At 38.0% G+C, this 22,574-nt stretch carries 13 protein-coding genes; 6 read left to right on the plus strand and 7 right to left on the minus strand.

The genetic code is table 11. The features are described 5' to 3' along the window. Positions 1 to 234 precede the first annotated feature (234 nt). The 3 genes from ACRD7B_RS07130 to ACRD7B_RS07140 form a co-directional block, all read right to left on the minus strand. Positions 235 to 4,482, minus strand: coding sequence for a collagenase (locus tag ACRD7B_RS07130; RefSeq protein WP_430823804.1), 4,248 nt, complete (start codon positions 4,480 to 4,482; stop codon positions 235 to 237). A 212-nt stretch (positions 4,483 to 4,694) separates the two neighbouring features. Further along, positions 4,695 to 7,688, minus strand: coding sequence for a M6 family metalloprotease domain-containing protein (locus tag ACRD7B_RS07135; protein WP_430823805.1), 2,994 nt, complete (start codon positions 7,686 to 7,688; stop codon positions 4,695 to 4,697). 506 nt (positions 7,689 to 8,194) lie between these two features. Beyond that, the gene (locus ACRD7B_RS07140) at positions 8,195 to 10,429 is read right to left on the minus strand and encodes a helix-turn-helix domain-containing protein (protein WP_430823806.1); all 2,235 of its coding nucleotides are present in this window, start codon (positions 10,427 to 10,429) and stop codon (positions 8,195 to 8,197) included. A 154-nt stretch (positions 10,430 to 10,583) separates the two neighbouring features. Between ACRD7B_RS07140 and ACRD7B_RS07145 the strand changes: the two genes are divergently transcribed. From ACRD7B_RS07145 to ACRD7B_RS07170, 6 genes are read left to right on the plus strand one after another with little or no spacing between them, the layout of a single operon-like run. Further along, positions 10,584 to 11,444 (plus strand): carboxypeptidase-like regulatory domain-containing protein, encoded by an 861-nt coding sequence (locus tag ACRD7B_RS07145; protein ID WP_430823807.1) that lies wholly within the window; start codon positions 10,584 to 10,586, stop codon positions 11,442 to 11,444. A gap of 19 nt (positions 11,445 to 11,463) precedes the next feature. Then, complete coding sequence (locus ACRD7B_RS07150; protein WP_430823808.1) at positions 11,464 to 12,504, plus strand: XdhC family protein; 1,041 nt, start codon at positions 11,464 to 11,466, stop codon at positions 12,502 to 12,504. 46 nt (positions 12,505 to 12,550) lie between these two features. Beyond that, positions 12,551 to 13,147: a nucleotidyltransferase family protein gene (locus ACRD7B_RS07155; RefSeq protein WP_430823809.1), complete on the plus strand. Its 597-nt coding sequence runs from the start codon at positions 12,551 to 12,553 to the stop codon at positions 13,145 to 13,147. Next, positions 13,137 to 13,622, plus strand: coding sequence for a hypothetical protein (locus ACRD7B_RS07160; RefSeq protein WP_430823810.1), 486 nt, complete (start codon positions 13,137 to 13,139; stop codon positions 13,620 to 13,622). Before ACRD7B_RS07155 ends, ACRD7B_RS07160 begins: the two co-directional genes overlap by 11 nt. A gap of 46 nt (positions 13,623 to 13,668) precedes the next feature. Further along, a complete protein-coding gene (locus ACRD7B_RS07165; protein WP_430823811.1) occupies positions 13,669 to 14,145 on the plus strand; it encodes a (2Fe-2S)-binding protein in 477 nt (158 codons plus the stop codon). Further along, positions 14,145 to 16,286, plus strand: coding sequence for a xanthine dehydrogenase family protein molybdopterin-binding subunit (locus tag ACRD7B_RS07170; protein ID WP_430823812.1), 2,142 nt, complete (start codon positions 14,145 to 14,147; stop codon positions 16,284 to 16,286). Before ACRD7B_RS07165 ends, ACRD7B_RS07170 begins: the two co-directional genes overlap by 1 nt. 67 nt (positions 16,287 to 16,353) lie before the next feature. Here ACRD7B_RS07170 and ACRD7B_RS07175 read toward each other — a convergent pair whose 3' ends face one another. The 4 genes from ACRD7B_RS07175 to ACRD7B_RS07190 all read right to left on the minus strand — a co-directional run bounded on the left by ACRD7B_RS07175 (position 16,354) and on the right by ACRD7B_RS07190 (position 22,500). After that, positions 16,354 to 17,769 carry a TolC family protein gene (locus ACRD7B_RS07175; protein WP_430823813.1) on the minus strand — a complete coding sequence of 472 codons (1,416 nt, stop codon included), beginning with the start codon at positions 17,767 to 17,769 and terminating at the stop codon, positions 16,354 to 16,356. Positions 17,770 to 17,807: 38 nt separating this feature from the next. After that, on the minus strand, positions 17,808 to 19,184 hold the full coding sequence (locus ACRD7B_RS07180; RefSeq protein WP_430823814.1) for an HlyD family secretion protein: 1,377 nt from the start codon (positions 19,182 to 19,184) through the stop codon (positions 17,808 to 17,810). A 2-nt stretch (positions 19,185 to 19,186) separates the two neighbouring features. After that, positions 19,187 to 20,827, minus strand: coding sequence for a peptidase domain-containing ABC transporter (locus tag ACRD7B_RS07185; RefSeq protein WP_430823815.1), 1,641 nt, complete (start codon positions 20,825 to 20,827; stop codon positions 19,187 to 19,189). 656 nt (positions 20,828 to 21,483) lie between these two features. After that, entirely contained in the window at positions 21,484 to 22,500 is a 1,017-nt protein-coding gene (locus tag ACRD7B_RS07190; protein WP_430823816.1) for a helix-turn-helix domain-containing protein, read from the minus strand. Positions 22,501 to 22,574: the final 74 nt, after the last annotated feature.

The following is a 22,574-nucleotide window of genomic DNA, read 5'->3' on the forward strand; positions in this document are numbered from 1 at the left end:
TAGTAAATATCTACTTTTCCAATAGTAATTTCGTCCAAAGCTAACTAACATAAGTGTGAAAACAAAAAGTAATACTATTAATAATTACAAATATAAAGCATATCGCATTTATCAATGCAAGTGTTTATTTTTCTCAACAACTAAGACATATAAGTTTAATCATAAAAAGAGGATGATCACATATGATCACCCTCTTGCAATAGTTAATTTGGTTGATTTATGATAGATGAAATCCTATAAAACAATCAGCTTTTGTGTTAGTGTTTCCATTACTGTTTTTACTTCAATTATATAAACACCACTCTCCAACGAAGGCATGTTAATTTCAAGCACATGGGCTGAAGTTGTTACTTGCTTCATCACTTTGCCATTGGTTGAAATAATACTTACCTGGGTATCATCATACGCTTGAGGCAGCAACACGGTGAATTTACCATTGTTTGGATTAGGATATATACTGAAGATGGCGTCATCATCTACTTCTTCCAAATCAGTTGGAGTAGCTGTTAAAACTTTAAGCACATCACTCAGAGCACTTTTATTACCAGCTGCATCCAATGCACTCACCTGTAAATCGTATTCAGTATTAAAATTCAATCCACTTAGTTCATAGCTTAATTCAGAAGCTGAAACAGTTGCTACCAGCTTATTATCACAAGTAATTTCATAAGCAATTACTCCCACGTTATCGCTAGAAGCTATCCACGATAGCATAAAACCTTCAGAAGTAATGTTTGAAGCATATAAGCCCGATGGAATACTTGGGGCTATTGACTCGCTTTTAACAACAAGTACATAATCCTCTGTTTCACCTATCCCTGCATTTGTTGTACACGGACTAGGATCAACTGAATAGGCCAAACGTACGCGCATAATGGTACCACCTTGCTTTGCTGTCATTGGCACCTCAAATGCACCAGCAAACACATCCTGAGTAACATACTGATGGCCATCGTACAAAATTTCTTCGCCCAAATCACTAAAATCACCATCCTGATTCCAATCAACCCATGCTTTTATGGTATTGTAAGTCCAGCTATTTGATGTTGTAACCGAAATTGAGTATTCACTTCCGTTTTTCACCTCAGTTGATAAGGATCTAAAGTCATTGTAACCATCCGTTCCAAAGTCACTTGTATTATCAATATCGCCAAGATTTACATTGGTGATATACACATCATTCCTATCGTTTGAAGGGATACAGTAAACACCATCAGTACCACCACCTTTTGCTACTTCAATATAACCCAATTTAGTGTCTGAACCGGAGGCATTAGTAACCTTCAGTGTTACTAGGAAGATTCCATCTTCACGATAAATAACCGATGGATTTTGAGCAGTACTTGTTGATGGTTCACCTCCTTCAAAGGTCCATTCCCTACTGATAGGTTCATTCTCGGATAGGTCTTCAAAATTAATGGTCTCACCACGAATGATATTATTGAAATCGCTACTAAACTTAGCTACAGGCGCTGGAACAGCAGGTGCATGATTTACTATAACCACACTATAATCTTCTACCTCACCCATGTACGAATCTAATCCACATGGAGGCATTGGGTCGTCCATAAAAGTATTTGAATGCGACAATCTTACACGCATGCGTGTTCCACCCTCCAAAGCACTTTCAGGGATGGATATGCTACCATTCACTTCATACTCCTCTGAAGTTACTACACTATAAACTTCTTCGTTGGCATCGTCAAAATCACCATCCTGATTAAAATCGAACCACACAGCAACCGCTTTTTCGTACCAAGTGTCGCACTCCATTACAAAGTCGTAAGATTCCCCTTTTTGCAACTCCGTGCAAACCGTGGCGCTATTATCCTGATAGCCTTGATTGGTAAAACCATAACTTGAATGATCAATGTTAGCAATCTTAAAACGGCTAATAAAAGTATAATCTTCCTGAACCGTAGCTTCACAATAAGTTTGATCGCTCACTGCATAAATAGTGATATAATCGCTTTTGGTTTCAACATCCTGGCTTCCATCCTTACCTGTAACACTTAGGCTCACCTCATAGGTTCCGGGCGTATTATATACAACAAGCGGGTTGGCATCAGTACTTGTTGCTGGTGTAGCACCTGGCATGTTCCAGGTAAATGTTTCGCTGTAACCGGTTGATTTATTTTCGAAGGCAACTTCAGCTCCGGCTACCGTGGCCTGCGTATTCGATTTAAAATCGGCATTCACTTCATCAACAATGCTTTTATTACGCAAGGGCCCGCTTATAACAAAATCGGCAGAATTGTTGCTGTAATTTTTTAAATAAGCCACCGTATAATCCAAGTTATTAACCGTTCCATTTTCACGAACATTGGAGAGCAACTCTTCCACATTGGCAGCTAATTCCTTATCGGTGCCTGTAGTTGGCATGGTTCCTTCTAATCTGAATCTTCCATTAAGGCTTTCTGCATCAATTGAGGCCGTGGCTTCAACACCACCGGCATTCATCCATTCATTTAAGATAGCCTCAGGATTACCTACATGTAATTCTCTATCGCTCATCCAAGAGGTACTCGGTTCCCAATAAGTAATGGTTTCATCAGCAATACTATTTAAGAAAGCCTGAAAATCAGCATTAGCCGATGAACTTGATTTAAGTGGATCAATAAGGGCATCAAAACCACTAATGTTATCAGCACGCGCCAAGCTAATTAGTTCATGTAATTGATTGTAATTGTTCATATACATCGAATACCAGAATGCATTTCCATAACGGTAATGTATAAAATCACCATCGTCGTACGAAGCATTTAATAAGGTACTCAAGGAAGGAAAACTACCTACTTCATTCTTAATGCGTGAACCACTTTGAGCCAATAATTTTATACCGTCGGTATCAGTACTTCCTGCAAATAACTCAGCTCCACCCTCTTCAAACCATACCAATCGATTGTTGTCGTAGAACGGATTATCGCCCCAATAACCAGGTATCCAATAGCGACCTTGTAAATAATGCACATATTCGTGGCGGAACAACGATTCCAAAGAAAGACCATATTCACGATCGAAGGTATAGAAAGTAGATGATCGTTCGATGTACATCCCCCCGTTATTAGTGGTTATTCCATACAAAAATGGCGCATAATCCACGTACTGATCGTTGTTTCCAAAGACAATAAGATTTAGTACATCATTAACATCACCATCCACAGGCACGTCGGTTTGAGCAATCTTAAAAAACTGCGCCTGCACTTGTTTTACAGCATGATACAAGTTTTGTGCTTTATCAGCATCCATGGGCGACTTAAATACCAATTTACCATCGTCGAACTTATAACGGTTTGGAAACAAATAGTCTTCCAACTCTTCTACCAAGGCTTCGCGGGTCATGCATAAACCACTTTCGACACAATCGCCATATTTATTAATGGCCAAAACAGCATTGACCCATTGAATTGATAAACGCTCATATTTTTGAGCAACGGCTATAATATGATCCTCAATAATTGGCCACTCGTTTGGTACGTGAGCCATACGTGTTAATTCGGTCACCGCATTCTTTACGATAAAAGCCAAATCTTCATTGGCCAATAATTCGTCATCGAGCGCCACCTTTGCCAAGGCATCGCTTAGCGCTTGATTGTTGGGTAATATCGACCAAAAGTCATCATCGCCACCTGTTTCCGAACCAGTACCTCTGAACAACAAAAAGAAACCTTGATTGTATGCTTTTCCGTATTCTCTGAGCAATTGCGAATCGTTAATACTCTTCCACGATTGGGTGGTACTTAGGTTATTAAAAACACCTGTTACCACATCAAGTGCCATTTGTTGGTGACGTAAACCGTCGTTATCTAAACATACCAAGTACTCATAGAGCACATTGTAAGCTTCTTCATTTTGATCAAAAAGGTGAATGTTTCTCGATAACTCTTCGCATGCCGCATTAAAGTCTTGCTCATGATAAGAATTTAAGGAAACATCATCAGAATGAAAGAACTCCATAAATCGAGCCACGTGCATATATACCAAATAACCGTATAGACCACTTGAGTAGGTGCCATCGTAGGCAGATGCAGCATCCTTAGCCTGACGAAATACCGTGGTCATGTTACTTTCGCTAAAAATGCGACGTGTATCGCTACTGGAGTAGGCAAACAGTGGACGCCCAATACATTCGTAATCGGTGGTTGTTTCCAAAAAGTTAACCAAATCCCAAACACCCATGCTAGCAATGTCAGAGGTAGAATAGCTACACGCAGCTTTAGTTGCTTTTAAGCCACCAACTGCTTCGAACGACTTGTAACGGATACGAGGATCCATTGGTTCAATTCCTGACTTTTTGCTGCTTGATTTTAATTTACTTTTTTGATGATGGTGGTGTGACCTTGAACACTCCATTCCATGATCTTCGCATGGTGATATGGGACGCTGTTGTGCGTTAGCACATATGGCCATAACTAAAAACATGCTCACAAATAAGGGTTTCATGAGTATGTGTAGATACTGATATAGTAATTTTGATTTCATTTTGTAGGTTTTTAATTCAAGATATTCGCAGTTGATTTAAGAATACTAGCACAAACAACACTCACAAAAGTGTGTTTGCGCTAGTTTCAGATTGCTAGAAATGAGAACTTTTAAAAGCTAAGCTCACCCAGCTATAGATTAAGATAGAAGCAGGTGTTTCATGACGTTGAATAATTTTGCTTGTTATCTGGGTGGCTTAGCTTTTAGCTTATTTATTTTTTAATAACTGATTTAACTGTGCTGAATTGCTCATTGGCAACCTTTACAAAGTACATGCCTTTGGCATATTCTGAAAAGTCAAGTTGTATTGGACTTGATCCTGAATGTACATCTCGTTTAAGGGTATTTACTGTTCGCCCGGTTATATCAACAACTGTAATGATAAATTCTGTAGTTTGCCCTACACTTAATTCCACATTTAGAAGGTTGGTAGTAGGATTTGGGTAAAGCTTCAACTCAACACCATCTTTTTCAATAACAGGACTTGATGTGGCCACATAAGTTACATTCAATAAATAATCTTCAACCTCACCTGTTACATCTGATCCACAAGGTGTAGGGGTTTTCTCTGACCATTGATTACGAACGCGTAATACAAATTCGCCTGATGTTCCGGTAGGAATATCAATGGTAGCTCTGCCCTTTGTACTGCTTACCAAATCAAATTCAATGCGTTCATTTTCATCAAAGCTTGTACTATTATCCCAATCGATCCAACCACAAATAATATCATCGTAAGCGTTGGCTATTTCAACTGTAATAGATAGTTCATTACTTACGATTGAAATATCTTTATACTTAAAATCGGAATATAAGCTACTGCCTGAATTGTATGATAAACCATTGATCATTACATTATCGATGTAATCTCCACCCAGGTTATCAGCGCTTTGACCTTGGCAGTGACCTAAATCAACCGAAGTAGTTGAAATAAGGTTAATTAAATAATCCTCAACTTCACCATACACATCGCTTCCGCAGGCCACTGGCGTTGAATTTCCGTACTGATTACGAATACGAAGCACGTAGTAACCTTCAGCTCCCGATGGTGGTGTAACAGTTGTATTCGTACCTATATAACCATAATCAGTATTGTACTCAGTATAGGCAGGGAAAATTATCTGCTCGTTATCTTCAAACACATCATTGCGATTCCAATCAACCCATCCAAATGGCATATCACCATCGTATAAATTAGCAATATCAAATGCCACACCAAAATCATCACCCACGGGTAATTCAATGGCTGACGAAAGGTATGATGAATAGGCTGACCATTCATTTTCGTGTGAGAAATCGCCAATTTGCACCCATACAATATTATCTCCTCCGGTTCCTTCCAGTGCTTCTGCTGCACACAGACCAGTGCCATACTCAACCACAACACATGCCTCAATAACTTGAGTTGATGTACCGTTGTTATTGGTTAAACTAAGCTCAACAGCATAAACACCTGGATTTTCATAAACTACAGTTGGGGTTTCCAATGATGAGGATGAGATGTCTGCACCATAAAATTTCCAACTGTAAGAATTAACATCTCCCATAAAATCGGCGGTAATTTGAATACTTTCACCCGTTTTACCATTGCCCGAAGCACCTAGTATAATTGGAGGATCATTGGGGTCAGCACTAAGATTGAAGGTTACATTAAAATCGTCAGCAAGCTGTGTGATATTCAACATAGCAAAACCCGAAGGCGAACCATCTCTTAAGTTAGTACTTGGTGTAGTGGCGTCTGTTAAAACAGTTATATTATTTGAACCCGGGAAAGGATCACTGGCCGATCCGTAACCATTTGAATACAAATCCCAATTTCCATCGGCCTCAACAATTTGCACCAAAGGATCGTCGCGGTAAGAGTTATCACCCAACTCATTCACGTGTTCTACTACTAATCCTTCGCCTGGCACATACCAGTCATAGGCATCCTGACGGCGATTGGAAACTAAAAAGTATTCATTTGGATCATCTGTTGAGTAGCGAAATACATTATTTGTAGTAGCACCACCATAATTATGGTACTTGTCTACCGAGATAAGTCCGTTAGCTCCGTTTAATTCAACAGCTGTGGCCCAGCCTAATTTTACTTTACTCCAGGCGCAAAAGTGAGTTGGACAGTAACCACTGCCTCCCCATGATCCGCCAGCCATCATTCCCCAGCCGCCAATTCCTGCGGACGCACCAGAGTAGTCGTACAAATCTGGTAAACCTAAAGCATGACCAAATTCGTGGGCATACAAACCAATGGTTGCAATGTTGCCATCCTGCAATTCAGGCTGAACATTGTAAACATCAAATTCAACTCCATCATGAGTTAAACCTAAGCCCCACCACATATGAGCCCAAATGTATTCGTTATTGTCACCCCAAGCAGCACCTTCTCCGGCATGTATAACCATTACCATGTCAACTTTGCCACTATTCTGATTATCAAAAAGGCTCCAATCTACGTTCTCATTAGCCTCAATGTAGTTAATAGCACGTCGTGTCATGTCCTTTACTCTCGACTGACTGTCGGAGTTTGAATTGGCATAATACGCTACATTGTTTTGGTCGGTAACCCAATCAAAGATTGTAGCCTTAATAGTAAATGTACCTTGTGAGTTTTCGTAGTAATACTGGTTGAATGAACCCATTTGTGTATCTTCCATATCGTGGAAGAACTTGTCAAAATCAGCGATGGTTTTTGTTCCTGCAAAGTCGGCAAAATCAACACGTACCACAGGCACTTCCCACACACCCGAATAATCAGCATTGGTAGCTTTTAATGATTGCTCAGCTCTTTTGAACTTCTGCTTTAATTGCTCATTAAATTTAGTTCGGCGTTCAATCACCGTTTGCATTACAGCTTTTGATGGTTTAAGGTTTTTAACCGTTCCTGATTTCAAGTTAACCTCTCCATAAACTTGATCACTAGCAGTTAAGTTACCCTTAGCATCAAGCGTTGCAATTGTCCACCAGCCTTCTTCGTTTTGCTCAATTGTATAACCGTCAAGGCTTGTGACACTGGCAAAGAATTCATCGCCCTGTAGAATGGCTTCTATTTTTGTGCCATCGGGTTGTTCAAGGGTTAACTGGCGTTTAATGGGCCCGGCCAACGAAGACACAGACACCAATACTAGTGCCACCAATAGCCAAAACTTAGCTAATAAAAATTTAGATTTTTCCATAATAATAAAGTTGTTGCGTAAAAATTTATTCATTCATGATTCTTTATCTGTTGCTTATTAATGCAACTCGATTACAGTTTCTATAAAGCATCTTGAATTATTGCTAAATACTATTTAGCTCCGTTGCTCATTAAAAAAATGTACTTTGAGTGGCGATTAATAATTCGATCTTTGTTTTCCTGAGGGCAATAGTAATTGTAATTCACTATTCTGCCTTAAAAAACACCTTAACCAATACTTTTGCAACCTTAATTAAACCTTAATGAAAACTACAAGCGCCTATAATAGAGTAGTTTTAGAGTAAACTTATTATTGTAGAATGTGCATGAAATAACTTGACATTTTGAAGAAAAATGCAAACCAAATGAAAATAGCATGAGCTAACTCCAAGGTATTAGCAATGTATATAAAGCTATCTTTGTCCAGAAATGAGCGAATTTTGTACTAGGAACCGACCAAGATTTATACAAATATTAAAATAACAAAGCCCCCAACAATATAAATTGCTAAGGCTAAGAGAATTTTACGCGTAACTCACCTTAATCACGACTTAAATGCGCCAGAACTAACTTTATTTCACCGTAGCTAACTTTACGACCCAAGGCTTGTTTTATTTCGTTGGAATAGGTCGATTCATATTTTTCGCAATATTGAGTAATCAACTTGAGTGCTTTTTTATCAACCAATTCACTAATCTCAATTTCGCCAAGTTGCACATAGTGTGCCAAGTGGCTTTCTATTGTGGAAGATTTTAAACTACGCTCTTCAGCAATATCTTTGATTGATTTCCCATCCTTATAGAGCGTATAGCTAATCTCTTTGGTGGGGATTTTAGTGGATTTGGCTTCCTTAGTCTTTCCACTAATCCGCTTGTATTCTTTTTTGGCTCTTTTCTGCGACGATTCAAAAACAGGCATATCTTTTAAGCTGGCCTTGTTTATTTCGGTTTTCTCAATGGCCGACTTTAATAATAACTCACTCTTAAAAATATGTTGCAATTGGCGGGCAAACAATCGATCCACATCGTCCAGCTCATTCAGATATTTTTTTATGCGTTTTTCAGAGCTGAGCTCAAGCACATGCGCTTTCACATTTCCCGATAACTTTTCCAATCGTGGTTTAAAATATTCGCGGGCATCGCCTATGCGTTTAAGCAGGTGTTCCAACATATCTGGCTTGTTCTCAAATACAATCTTTCGTATCTGTGCCATAAACTGATTAGCCACTGTACGTAATGGCAAAAACTCTTCCAACAAAGCCTTGGCCCAGCTTTGATACTGCTGTTTCACCGAGCGTTTTTCATCCTTATCGTACGATGCCACATGATAGGCCAAACCACTATTTAACCAGGCAAAATCAAAGGCATTTAAGGCCACTTCCGACACGTATTGAATGGTTGCTCCTTCAAGATCTTTCTCTAATTCGGCTAATTCTTCAGCTTGATTAGTATAATCGGTAACATCCGTATCGCAGGCAAGCCCTTGTGTTGGCACAGGAGCCGTTAATGTAAGTCCATCCAAACTGGTTAAACGCGACAAAGCCACATAAATTTGCCCCGGTGCAAAAGCCTTTGAAACATCAATGGTGGCTGTTTTAAAGGTTAAACCTTGGCTTTTATGAACCGTAATGGCCCAGGCCAATTTAATAGGGTAATGAGTATACGTTCCAATCGTTTTCTCTTCAATCTCACCGCTTTCCTTATTAAGTGTGAAACGTTTATTTTCCCATCCGTAAGGTTCAACCGTGGTTGATGGCGATCCATCATCAAAACTTACTTTTATATAATCATCGCTCAAGGCCGATACTGTTCCTAGCTTTCCATTAAAATAGAGCAAATCGCCCGAGTAATCATTCTTCACAAACATCACCTGCGCGCCTTTCTTCAGCTTCAAGCGCTCTTCAACGGGGTAGTTGTATTCGTTAAAATCACCTTGTACTTCTGCATGAAAAGTAAATATCTCACCAGGTAATTCAGCCAAGGATCGTCGATTTAGTTCATCGGCTTTGGCATTGTGGGTAGTTAAAAAGATGGAGCCCTTTTGTTTGCTATGGTCGAAATTGGGTTTGTAACATTTATTTAGTAACTCAACATCCTTGGCATTCACCTTATTATCTCTAAAATTATTTAGAAGACTCACAAAATCGCTATCACTCTGACGGTATATTTTACTTAATTCGAGTTGTATAGGAGCCTGCTGTTTTAATGCATTGGCATGAAAGAAATAGAAACCCTTATAAAAGGGTGATAAGTAATTCCACTCATTATCCTTAACGACTGGAGGTAATTGTAACAAATCGCCAATAAACAGTACCTGAACACCGCCAAAAGCCATATCGCGCTGCCTACGAACGGATCTTAATATGGTGTCGATCGCATCCAGCAAATCGGCACGTAACATACTTACCTCATCAATAATCAAAAGCTCCAACTCCTTTAGCATGTTGCGCTTTACCTGATGCAATTTACTTTGTGCCATCAAGCTTTTGGGCGTATTAATCTGTACCGACGAACCGCTTGGAAGCAGCGCATTGTTATCCGGCACAAAAGCCCCGTATGGCAACTGAAACAAAGAATGTAAGGTCACACCCCCAGCATTAATGGCAGCAATACCTGTAGGCGCAGCAACAATTGTGTTTTTATGGGTGTTGGCAGTAATTTCGTGCAGCAAGGTGGTTTTACCCGTACCCGCTTTACCCGTTAAAAACAGGCATCGATTGGTATTGTTAACGTAGCGTTTTGTCAGTTCAGCTATGGGGTTGTGTTCGCTTGTCATCTATTTGAATTAAGATATATCAAAGGTCTACAATTCCATCGAAATGAAAAAGCTTTTACAAATTATTCCAATCTCAGTAGGGGTTTTCTTACTTTAGATATACCTTTATAGGTGAGATAGCAAGCTATTAGAATGCTACCTAACCTGGTTCAATATGAATAATAAGATTTTTAAAATAGTTCTGGTATTAATAGTGACATCCACTAGTCTCATAGCACAAGAAATTAATGGCTTAGTAATTGATTCGGAAAGCGAATTACCTTTAGCTTATGTTAACGTTGGAGTCATTAACACTCCAAAAGGAACAATTTCAAATGATCATGGAGAATACACTTTGAATTGTAAAAACTTACCAGCCGACTGTAAAGTTCAAATTTCAATGATCGGTTATGAATCACAAACCTTTGGCATTAATGATTTAAAGAATAAAACAATAAGTCTAACTAGAAAACCAATTGCACTGAATGAGATAACCATTAAATGGAAAGAAATAATAAAGGAAGTTGGCACTTCAAAAACGTCAAAAACGGCAGGCGTTTGCGGTTGGGGTGGGACAGATTTTGGTAAAGGTCATGAGATTGGATTATTAGTTAATTTAGGAGATGAGCTTGTTAAAGTGAAGGATTTTAACCTAAGAATTCGAAAGCACTCTTTTGATACGATTGTTTTTAGGTTACACATTCGTCAATTAGAAAATGGATTGCCGACTTATGAGTTATTAAGTGAAAGTATTTATTTACCAATTACTAAACCTAAAGGTTGGCAAAAGTTTGATTTATCTGCTTATAATATCTTATTAAAAGGGAAAGTCGCAGTATCAATTGAATGGATTAAAATATCAAAAGTGATGGAAAAAAATCTAATAAAGATGAATGGATCAAAAGTAGCGACTCCTAATGTTCTGTTTGACATGAACGGCAAAAAAGGGACTTTATATACTAGAAGAGGCAGTGCGGCAAAATGGCGGGTACAAGAAAAGAGTAGTCCTGGATTTTACATTACGATCAAAGAATAAATTAGTACATCAAAACAAAATGAAGAATAATTACCAGCAATTATTAACCCAAATTGAAAATAAGGAAAAAATAACCTTTGGCCTGCTCCTCGATAAAAAAGGATCGGCTCCGCAAGTGCCTGGTGCCTCTGCTCTATTTAATCAACAAGGTCTATTGCATGGTACATTGGGCGGTGGTATTCTCGAAATGAAAGCCGAAGAGCTCGCGGTATCGCATTGGCCTGCAAAAGACAATCAGCTTTGTGAAGTTGATTACACATCGGATATTGGAGAAGACACAGGTGCGATATGTGGAGGAATAGCAACTTTCTTATTGGATTTTAATCCTGAGGCTAGTCTATCTACTTTTAAAGCCATGCACAGTGATTTAAAGCTTAATAAAAGTGGCTACCTGCTAAGTCGAATAAATAAAAACAATCCTAATAAAATTAATAGAAGCTGGGTCACAAATCCTATCCTCGAAGATGAAGTCAACGAAGCTATTGCTACCTTAAAAGATAATGAGACAAGTGCTTTGATTAATAAGAATGATGACTTGATCTTTATCGAATACCTCTCTCCAGCCCCACAATTACTTATTGTTGGAGCCGGACATATAGGACAAGCACTATGTCATCAGGGTGCTCTATTAAACTTTAATGTGAGCGTAGTTGATAATCGGCCAAAGTATGCCAAGCAATCCCTGGTGCCCGATGCTGATCTCTTGATTATTGAACCCAATTTGAAAGATGGTATTCAGCAACTCAACATCGACACTAACACCTATGTGGTGATTGTTACTCAAGGTCATAAAAGCGATTGCGAAGCTTTACAATGTGTTATTAAATCAAAGGCGACGTACATAGGCATGATCGGTAGTAAACGAAAAATTCAGCAGGTCAAAGGCGATTTTATCAAACGATCAATATGCTCCGAAGAGGAATTTAATCAGATATATGCACCTATCGGTCTTAACATAGGTTCAAAAACGGTACAGGAAATAGCCATTAGTATTGCAGCAGAACTAATAGCGGAACGAAACAGAAAAAAGAATGTGAGATTTATAGATATTAGAAATTAGATACATTAACTACCAATTCAAAATCAAGTCACTACAAAACGCAACAATGAATATAGCATGTATCATATTGGCAGCAGGCAAAAGCAGCAGAATGAAGCAGCAAAAAATGCTACTTCCCTTTAGTGGATGCTCCGTCATTGAAAATGTATGCAAAGCCTCAATTTTCTCTGAGGTAAAACTTACCATTGTTGTTAGTGGAAGCAATGGAACACAAATACAACAAGCTATCAAAGATTTACCAATTCAAATAGTTCATAACGCTGAATTTGAAAAAGGTATGTTATCATCGGTTCAGGCCGGTGTTGAAGAAGCCAAAGAATACGATGCTTTTTTTATTCTTCCCGGAGATCAACCATTTATTACAAGTCCAATATTCGATCAATTAATAAGTACCTATCAAAGTTCAGATAAAGGCCTAATAGTTCCAACCTTTAAGGGTAAAAAAGGACATCCCGTATTGATTAATTCAAGCTATGCTGAGCAAATCATGCACCTAGATCACAACATTGGTTTACGTCAGCTTTTTCATGAAAACCAAACCGATATTCAATTACTTGAATTGGATTCCGATGAGATTCTTATCGATATAGATCATCCCGAAGATTATACTGAAGCACTCAAACGATTTAATAATGAAACATGAATTGACTCAAGTAGCAAGCTTATTCATATGTCTGTGCCTGAGTACAATTATTTCGGCACAAGATAAAGCTAACGAGTGTCCTGCAATACTGGATTCTATTTTTGGAAGGCCCTGCATAAAAATAGGCATTCCCCATCATGGTGGTTTCACGGCATCTAACTTGGGTAAAGCAATTATGGAAATAGAGCATCTCAAAAGTGACAGTAGCTTCCATGTGCATTATAAAGATGCCATTGATCGACGACAATTAGACTTCATTATTGATGAAAAAGAATACCAAAAATTAAAATCGATATTTATTAAGCTGTTAGCTATTCACCAAGCAAATAAGTCCTTGTCGGGCGATTGTTATATCATCGATAAAAACTACATTTTAAAGACAAAAAATGAAGTGTTAATTATCAAACCTGATAAAAACTCGCAAGATTTCGATTGCCTCGATGAGTGGATATACGCCATAGAATTAAAGAATTGATTATATTTAGAAAATAGTAAGACTGCTGAATCAAAAAATAAACGCCATGGAAAAAATCGCATTTACACTTAATAATAAACCCATCGAAATAGAGGTGGATGCCAACGACATCCTACTCACGGTACTTCGAAGCAAACTGGGATTTACCGGAACAAAATATGGCTGTGGAATTGGCTACTGTGGTGCTTGTACCATTTTAGTTAATGGCGAAGCCATGCGTTCATGCACCATGGCTGTTAGCGAAATTGCAGGACAGCAAGTAACCACCATAGAAGGTTTAGCCATTGGTGATGATCTGCACCCAGTGCAACAATCGTTTGTGATGAACGATGCGCAACAGTGCGGATTTTGCACCCCGGGCATGATAATGAATGCTGTAGGTTTATTAAATGATAATCCAAACCCTTCGCGCGAAGAGATTGTTAAAGGCATGAATGATAATCTTTGCCGTTGCGGATCCTATAATCGAATTGCAGATGCCGTTGAATCAGCTGCCAAATCAATGAATGGAGGAACCAAATAATGAAAGCAGAAGAAATTAATAAACTCTATTTTGGCGATGTTGATAAGCCAGTTCGTACGCTCGACCGTCGCGATTTCATAAAAAAGTTGGGTGGCGGTTTAATCATTGTGTTCTCCCTAAGTTCGCTGGCTTTCAAATCCAGCAAAGAGGATGATCACGATAAACGTAGTGATGATGCCAGCGATTTAAATGCTTATTTACGCATTAGAGAAGATGGTAAAGTAGATTGTTTGACCGGTAAAATTGAAATGGGTCAGGGTATTATAACTTCCTTGGCTCAAGTTTTATCTGAAGAGCTCGAAATACCGCTTGAAGATATTAATATGGTAATGGGCGATACTGATCTTTGCCCATACGATGCTGGAACATGGGGTTCCTTAACCACACGTTTCTTCGATCCGCTATTAAGAGCCGCGGCTGCGGAGGCTAAAGTTGAATTAATACTATTAGCAGCTAAAGAGCTAAAGGTAGATGCTGATAAACTTCAAACGAAAGATGGCTTCGTTGTTGTAAAATCAGACTCAAAAAAACGCATAAGTTACTCCGATCTTACCAAGGGCAAGAAAATAGTTAAAACGGTGAGCACAGCTCCTGTCCTCAAAAAACCTTCAGAATTTCGAACCATCGGAAAACCTATTATCTCTACTGATGCCATCAACAAGGTGACTGGCAAAGCTAAATATTCGGCCGACATACAGTTGCCAGGCATGCTATATGCCAGTATTAAAAGACCGCCAGCCCATGGTGCCACTATAAAAACGATTAATACAATACGGGCTAATGAATATGAAGGAGCAACCGTTATTCACGAGGGTGAGTTAGTAGCCGTTCTGCATGAGAATCCACTTATTGCCGAAGAGGCTGCCGTTAAAATAAAAGCCGAGTACGATATTCCTGAATCTAAGGCCGATGATAAGACGATTTTTGAGCATGTGCTTAAAACAGCAGGTTTCTGGAAGAATACAGAAGAAAAAGGTGATGCTGATAAGGCCTTTGAGTCGGCTCAGTTTAAATTCGATCGCTCCTATTACGATGGCTATAAAGCCCATGCGTCCATCGAAACACATACGGCCACGGCTACTTTTGAAGGCGATAAATTAGTAATGTGGGTATCTACCCAAACACCTTTTGGTACGCGTAAAGATGTGGCTGAAACATTGAAAATGCCCATTGAGAAAGTGCACATCAAACAAATATTTATTGGTGGCGGTTTTGGTGGGAAGATTTATAATCAGCAAGCCATTGAATGTGCTCAGCTAGCCAAGTTATCGGGCAAACCAGTTCAAGTTGCCTGGACGCGTCGCGAAGAATTTATGTATGACATGTTCAGGCCAGCAGCGGTTATGAAGATAAAGTCGGGCGTGAACAAAGAAGGCAAAATAAGCGCCTGGAACTATAGTATTTATGGCGCTGGCCCAAGAGGTACTCAGGATTTTTACAATGTAGCCGATCTTAAAACCGGTATTTGGGGCAACCCTGATCATCCCTTTGGAACAGGAGCATGGCGCGCCCCTGGAAACAACTCTACTACTTTTGCACGTGAATCGCACATCGACATTATGGCCAATGAAATTGGTATGGATCCCGTTGAGTTCCGCTTAAAAAACATCGTAGACGATCAAATAAAAGCAGCGGTTAATCTGGCTTGCAAAACGTTTGGATACAAATCGGCTAAAACTGGTAAAAACAGGGGTTGTGGTATGGCCATTGGTCTAGATGCCGGAACTATTGTGGTGCTTATCGCCGAAGTTGAAGTCAATCCAAGTAATGGTAAAGTAACTCCACTACGAATGGTGTGCGCTCAAGACATGGGGCAGGTGGTAAATCCACATGGTGCCACTGTGCAAACCGAAGGCGGATTAACCATGGGATTAGGCTATGCCTTATGGGAGGATATTGAGTTTAATTGGGGCGAAGTGAAAACACGTAATTTCGACACCTATGAGATAACCAAGTTTACAACCACCCCTCCTATCGAATGTGTCTTTACCGACGATATGGAAACGCCTCCGCAAGGAGGTGGCGAACCTGCTATTATTACCGTAGGTGGTGCCATTGCCAATGCCGTATTTCACGCTTCAGGTGCTCGAGTTAATCAAATGCCAATCACGCCAGAGCGTATATTGAATAGTTTGGAATAAATAATTGTATAATATATCCATCAAAACTCTGCCTGACTTTCGGGCAGAGTTTTTTGTTTACAAATCATTAATAGGCTAACAATTGATTAGAATAATACAAAAAATTTAACACTTCAAGTTGTTGCATAATATAAGCATCCGTTAGTTTTAATTGACTATTAATGTATTTCTCTTGTCTCTTATTAAGTAGGAACACCGAACTTTCGCCATATTTAAACTTCTCACTTTCCCCATCCAATAGCTGTCTGTACATTACTACATTCTGGTTCTGAATATCAATCTGCCTCTTCAATAGGAGCTGCTGCTCCCAGCTGGCATCGGTTTTATTTAGTAATTCATTACGTTTACGTTCCACATCCAGTTCCATATCCTGAATCTTCAATTTGCCCATATTAACATCCGCTCGCTCTTTTCGGAAGGTTAGAGGCATTGAAAATTCAAAACCCAATTTATAATCAGATGCCGAAAAACTATGAATATTATAACTATCTGATGTTTTCAGAAGCGGATTATACTTAAGTTTCAATTTAGGTTTAAACTTCTCACGTTTTAAGCGCTGATCAATCTCAGCCATTGAAAGTTTATTAATGGCGGCCAATATTTTCGGATGGCTTTCAATATACTCAACATCATAAACGGCAATATTCTCAAAAAAAGGAGTTTTAAAATACTCGGGTATGGCGTCATCCTGAAGACTAATAGGCATATTCTCAAACCAGAGATAGTTTTCAATTATTTGTCGTGCCTTCACCAGGTACATTTCATTTTTAAGGTAATAATTATCTGCCTCCTGATAAGCGATTGAAGCTTCCAGCGTATCCATAGACGTCTTCTCACCATTTAGGAATGCCTGTCTGGTATTGTCAAAGTATGTTTTAGCAATAGCCTTATTTTCTTCAAGTACCTCCAATGAAAAATAGTACTTCTGCCATGTCAAATAAGCACTTACGGCAGCATACATCAATTCATTCAATAATACCTGTTGTTCATTTTCAGCCAAGCTTTGATAAACCTTTGCTTTTTTAATGGCAGTACTGCGCTCATTAACCAACAAGCCATTTAAAATATTTAGCTCCAAACCCACATGCCATAATCCAAATTCGTCCGTTTTGTTTTCCGGATTAAGATAATCACCTTGCGTGTTTTCATAAGCTCCAACCACATCAAGGCCAATACTGGTAGGAAAACGAAGCTTAGCACCATATTTCCGATAGTAGAGCTTATCATCAAAACTCTTCTCATTCCACCCGGCTGTAATTTCAGGATCGAGAAAACCTCTGGCTTTCATTAACTGCGTTTCAGCAATCTTTTGCTTTAAGTCAGCCTGCCGAGCAATGGGATGATATATTAATATATTTTCTAAATACTCGTCATAACTTAATACAAGACTATCAGATACACCTTGCCCTTTTAGCTCTTCATTATTGGTAAGCCCCAACAATAGTAAAACCAGTAACACTTTGAAATAATTAATAACCATCATTTAAATCAATCTTTAATTACAGTTCACAAATGTTTGAATTACTTTACCGACTTTAATGGTACTTTCCGTTTAAGCTCATTCTTATCCGAGCCCTTTATAGTATAAAACTCAGGTGGGAAACCATTGAGTTTTCGCCAGATCTCGTACCACATGGGCACATCCTTTAATAATATAAAAGCCTGAGTGCCCGCCCCTACTCGTAATTCCTCTGGCCATGTTTTTTTTGTGTTATCAGGACTAATTAATACTCGATAATAGCCATTGTTACTTATAAACTGATCAATGGCAACAATATTACCAGAAAACACCCCTGTTGATGATTCAGGCCATCCACTAATCACGATTGCTGGCCACCCATCAAAGCGAAGCCGAACACGATTGCCAATACTTAACAGAGGCAGATCATTGGGTTGCAAATATACTTCAACAGCTAAATCATAATCGGCCGGTACAATAATAGCAATATCCGATCCTTCCTTTATGTTTTCTCCAATACCCTTTTTTAAAATTTTTGTAATATACCCGTCTTGTGGGGCAGTTATATAATACAATTTTTGTCTCTGATTATAGCCACTTAGGGTGCTTCGTAATTTCGAATTAAGAGCAAGGCTTTCTAAACGATTAGAAATTGCAGATTGTAAGTCAGATTGTGATTTAGATAGCTTTCCTGCATAATCTCGCTGAACGGCAAGCAACTCCAAACGGGTAATGATTAATGAATTTTTCTGGTTTAACCACTTGTTCTTTTGAGCACTTAGTTTCGCTCTGCTTTCCTGAAGCTTAAATTCCTTATCCTGCATTTCAGATAAGGATTTCAAGCCTTTATCATAAAGCTCCTTTGTACGGGAATATTGGTTTTCAGTAATCTTTAGGGTATTGCTTAATGCCACAAAATCGATACTGTCAATATTTATTTTATTAATTGCCTGCTGAATCTTACTCTTGATTTGCTGCTGTTTTAAATTCAGAGCTTCCTCAAGGGCCTTATATTGCCGCTGTAGTGCCAATATTTTTTCATCATAGGCCTCTATACTCATATCCTTTGCATGCAACTGTTCCGATGTTCGTTCCAGTAAGTCAGGATCGAAGTATTCACTTTTTATTTCCGTAATGTAAACAATAGTATCTCCTTCACTCACATAGTCACCTTCCCTAATAAACCATTGATCGATCCGACCTGCTATTACCGATTGTATCGCTTGAGGATGTTGTTCGGGTGAACGAGTTGTTACATATCCTTTGGCTCCTATATTCTGAGTCCATGGAAGAAATAAGCCAATGAGTAAAAGCACCAAACAAACCAGTAAAATAGTTAGGTATAATTTGGGCATTTGCGTTTTCAGCAGTAAATCATAGGATTTAAAATCACTTAAATTAATCCGTTTGGCTATGCTATTTTTGGATATATTTAACATGGCTATTCTTGATTTTGACTAATATTTATGATTCTATTACATTTATTCTTCCAATGTTCACAATTTGATATCACCAATATGGTTGAATCAGCATGAAACTTACATAAATAATTAATAATTCTTTTTTTCTCATCGTCTTCAAGGTATTGAAGCGGATTTTCCAGGAGTAATAACGAGGGTTTCTTAACAAGAGCTCTGGCTAATAGTAATTTCTTTATAATACTTCTGGTCAGCCGTCTTCCTCCACTATCAATTACCGTATCCAATCCCTTAGGACGACGATTTAAAAATGAATTTAATCCCAAAACATCGATCAGGTCTTGTATAACGGCTTCATCAACTTTACTACCCATTTCGATATTCTCACGAATGGTACCTTCAAATATTTGATTGGTTGGAAAAACGATGCCAACAGCTTGATAATAACTAGAACGCGTATAGTTTTCGATGGCTATATCATTAATAAGTAACTTACCAGAATTTACCTCTTGAACACCGGATAGCAATCTCATCAGCAAAGATTTTCCACTACCTGAACTTCCCTCAATCAATATTTTTTCTCCAGCCTTAATATCCAAACTCAAGCCATTTATAATACCCGATAAATCATCCGGAAAACTGGCATAAATATTCTTTGCCATAATATGAATACCGGCGTCTGATTTTAGTTTTAATGTGCCATTATTAGCATCTAAATCTAAATCGGTGATATGGCCTATTTTTTCGAGGCCTGTTAGTACATCATAAACCGTTTCTACCAGTTGAAGTATTTTCTCAATCGAATTTAGGATTAAGATGATAATAATTTCTGCGGCAACGAACTGTCCCAGGTTAATACGTTCAGAAAAAACCAGGTATCCACCCAAGATTAAAAGTCCTGCAGCCAAAACAATCTTAAAACCAACAAAAAACCAAAATTGAGTCAATAGTACCTGGAAATGACTTTCGCGACTTTTCAAATAGTCCTGAACGGTATTATCTGTTTTATTAAGATGGAACCCATCCTTGCCAAACAATTTGAAGCTATAATGCACCCGGGCAATTTCTTCAAGCCAATGTGCCAACCGATATTTATATTTACTTTCCTTCATACTAGTTTTTAAACCCAAAGGACCAGTAACTTTAAAAATGATCCAAAGTATGAGGCCTAGAATCATTCCAAGCACAATAAAATAAGAACTATAAATGGCCAATAAAATTAATCCAAATACAATCTGGAAAATTGCCAGAGAAAAATCTATGATGATTTTAGGAAGACCTTTCTGAAGGGTAAGTGTATCAAAAAAACGATTGGCCAATTCAGGCGCATGCACCTTATCTAATTTAAATAAAGTGATTTCAGGTAAACGAAAGGCAAATTCAAAGGCTGAACGGGCAAATAAATCTTGTTGTATATTTTCAACTAGTCTAAGCTGTAATACCTGCAATACGCCGGCCAAGCTAATACCTAATAATACAAATCCAACCAGAACCAACCAGGTAGATGTCATTTCGCCTGCCTGCAAAAAGTTAATTATAGCCTGTATACCAACAGGTAGGGTCAGGTTAATTACCCCAATAAAGATAGCGTAAATATAAATTTGCTTAAGCAGCGAATTATATTGACTTAATAAACTCCAAAAGCGTTTAGTTGGTGTAAGCATTTTAATTAATCCAATTTTGTACGGTGAGTTTAACTATTTCATCAAATTATGTAACACTAGTAAAGCAACATTGTTTCTATACATCCGTAAAGGAAAACTTTCAGTATCGAATTTAATAAATTCTTTATTGAAAGCTGTGATATCTGGCAACTCAATTGGATTATTCCTTCTAAATAGATAGAAATTTAAATCTGGAATGATATTTTTATTTGACACACAAAGTTATAATAAGTACAAGGGTGTTTATTTTAAAAATATGATGATATGAAACTACTGGAAAAATATTAGTTTATAACAAGAACATCAATCGATTTATGATTAGGCATGAACGAGAACTCTGCCTACAAATCAGACAGAGATTTATGTTATTTAATTTTGATAAAAAACTTAGCTTTCAAAAAATATATTGTGAATTGGATAACTAAAGTAAACATTAACAATAAATTGCCATAAATAAAATGAAGTTCAGTTCGCTTTTTGACTATCAAGACTAAAGGTTAATTCCTAAAGTATTCATCACTATTAATTGACTTTAATAAGAAAAAGCTTAGGCTACCATATATGGAGACTGCTGTAATAATAAAATCACTCAAGCACAGCCAAGAAATACCATATAAAAACTTAAAATATGACATTTGGGGAAAGCATTAAAACCTTTATATACCTACAAGAACCCTATCCGACCTTTGGGCAGAGTTTTTTTGTCGCATTTCTTTAAATGCCATTGTTTCACTCGGCAGCTCTTCAAACAATTTAAAATAGTCAGCAGCAAACTGCCCCATATGCGTAAAACCAAGCTCCTGTGCAATTTCAGAGACATTCTGTTTATTCTCTCCATGTGCAATCATGCGATAAGCATAGTTCAAACGAATATTATTAACGTATGCCTTAGGTCCAATACCAAACCGCTCCTTAAATGCATACTCCAAAGTACGCTCCGACCCTGAACAATGTTTGCACAATTCCTTGATCGAAATCTTACGGTAGAAATAGCGATTAATATACTCCAAAGCTAGTTGAAAACATACATCACGCTTACGGTGCATGGGCATAATTGCCATCATCTCTTTCCTATCCAAGAAATTGAGCAACATTAAAGGCAAACGATATTTTAGTTTATAAACAAACGAAGGCGAATGAATGAGTTCTGGATTTTGAATTAACTTATCCAATAAAATCTGGAGAAAACTACCGATGTAAAGCACAAAATTACCATCAATGGGGTACGCGTGTTCATCATTCGTTAGGTTCTTATTGAGGTTCTTAAATTTATATTGATTAATAAGTTTATCCAAATGCTCATCCTTAATGCTTATCGTAAACACATTAAAGTCATCGTATGAGATGCCATCCAAAGGCCCATCTTTTTGAAAAACCAATAGATTTCGACTATTAACATTCCGGTTTAACCATTTAAAAGATTGGTTATTATCTACTGGAATAACGAAGGTTCTATGCCCTACAGGTGTAAGTCCTTGCTGCTGAACCGTACCATCTATAGCTGTACGACCTATCTGAACCTCACCAATATTAATTAAAGATATATCAGCATTAAACTTGCCTCTGTTCAGCTTCTTAAAATCCAACTGCCAATTCAAGGCAATTTCTTGATATAAGTCAAAATCATTAAATGATTGATGTATAAAAATATTTGACGTTGGATTCTCTGTCATTTATAAGTTTCAATGTTTGTTGACATGACAAAACTATACAAAAGCAGAATAAGTTAAAAGTAATATGAATTTAA

Source organism: Carboxylicivirga fragile, assembly GCF_050589805.1.
Lineage (GTDB): Bacteria > Bacteroidota > Bacteroidia > Bacteroidales > Marinilabiliaceae > Carboxylicivirga > Carboxylicivirga fragile.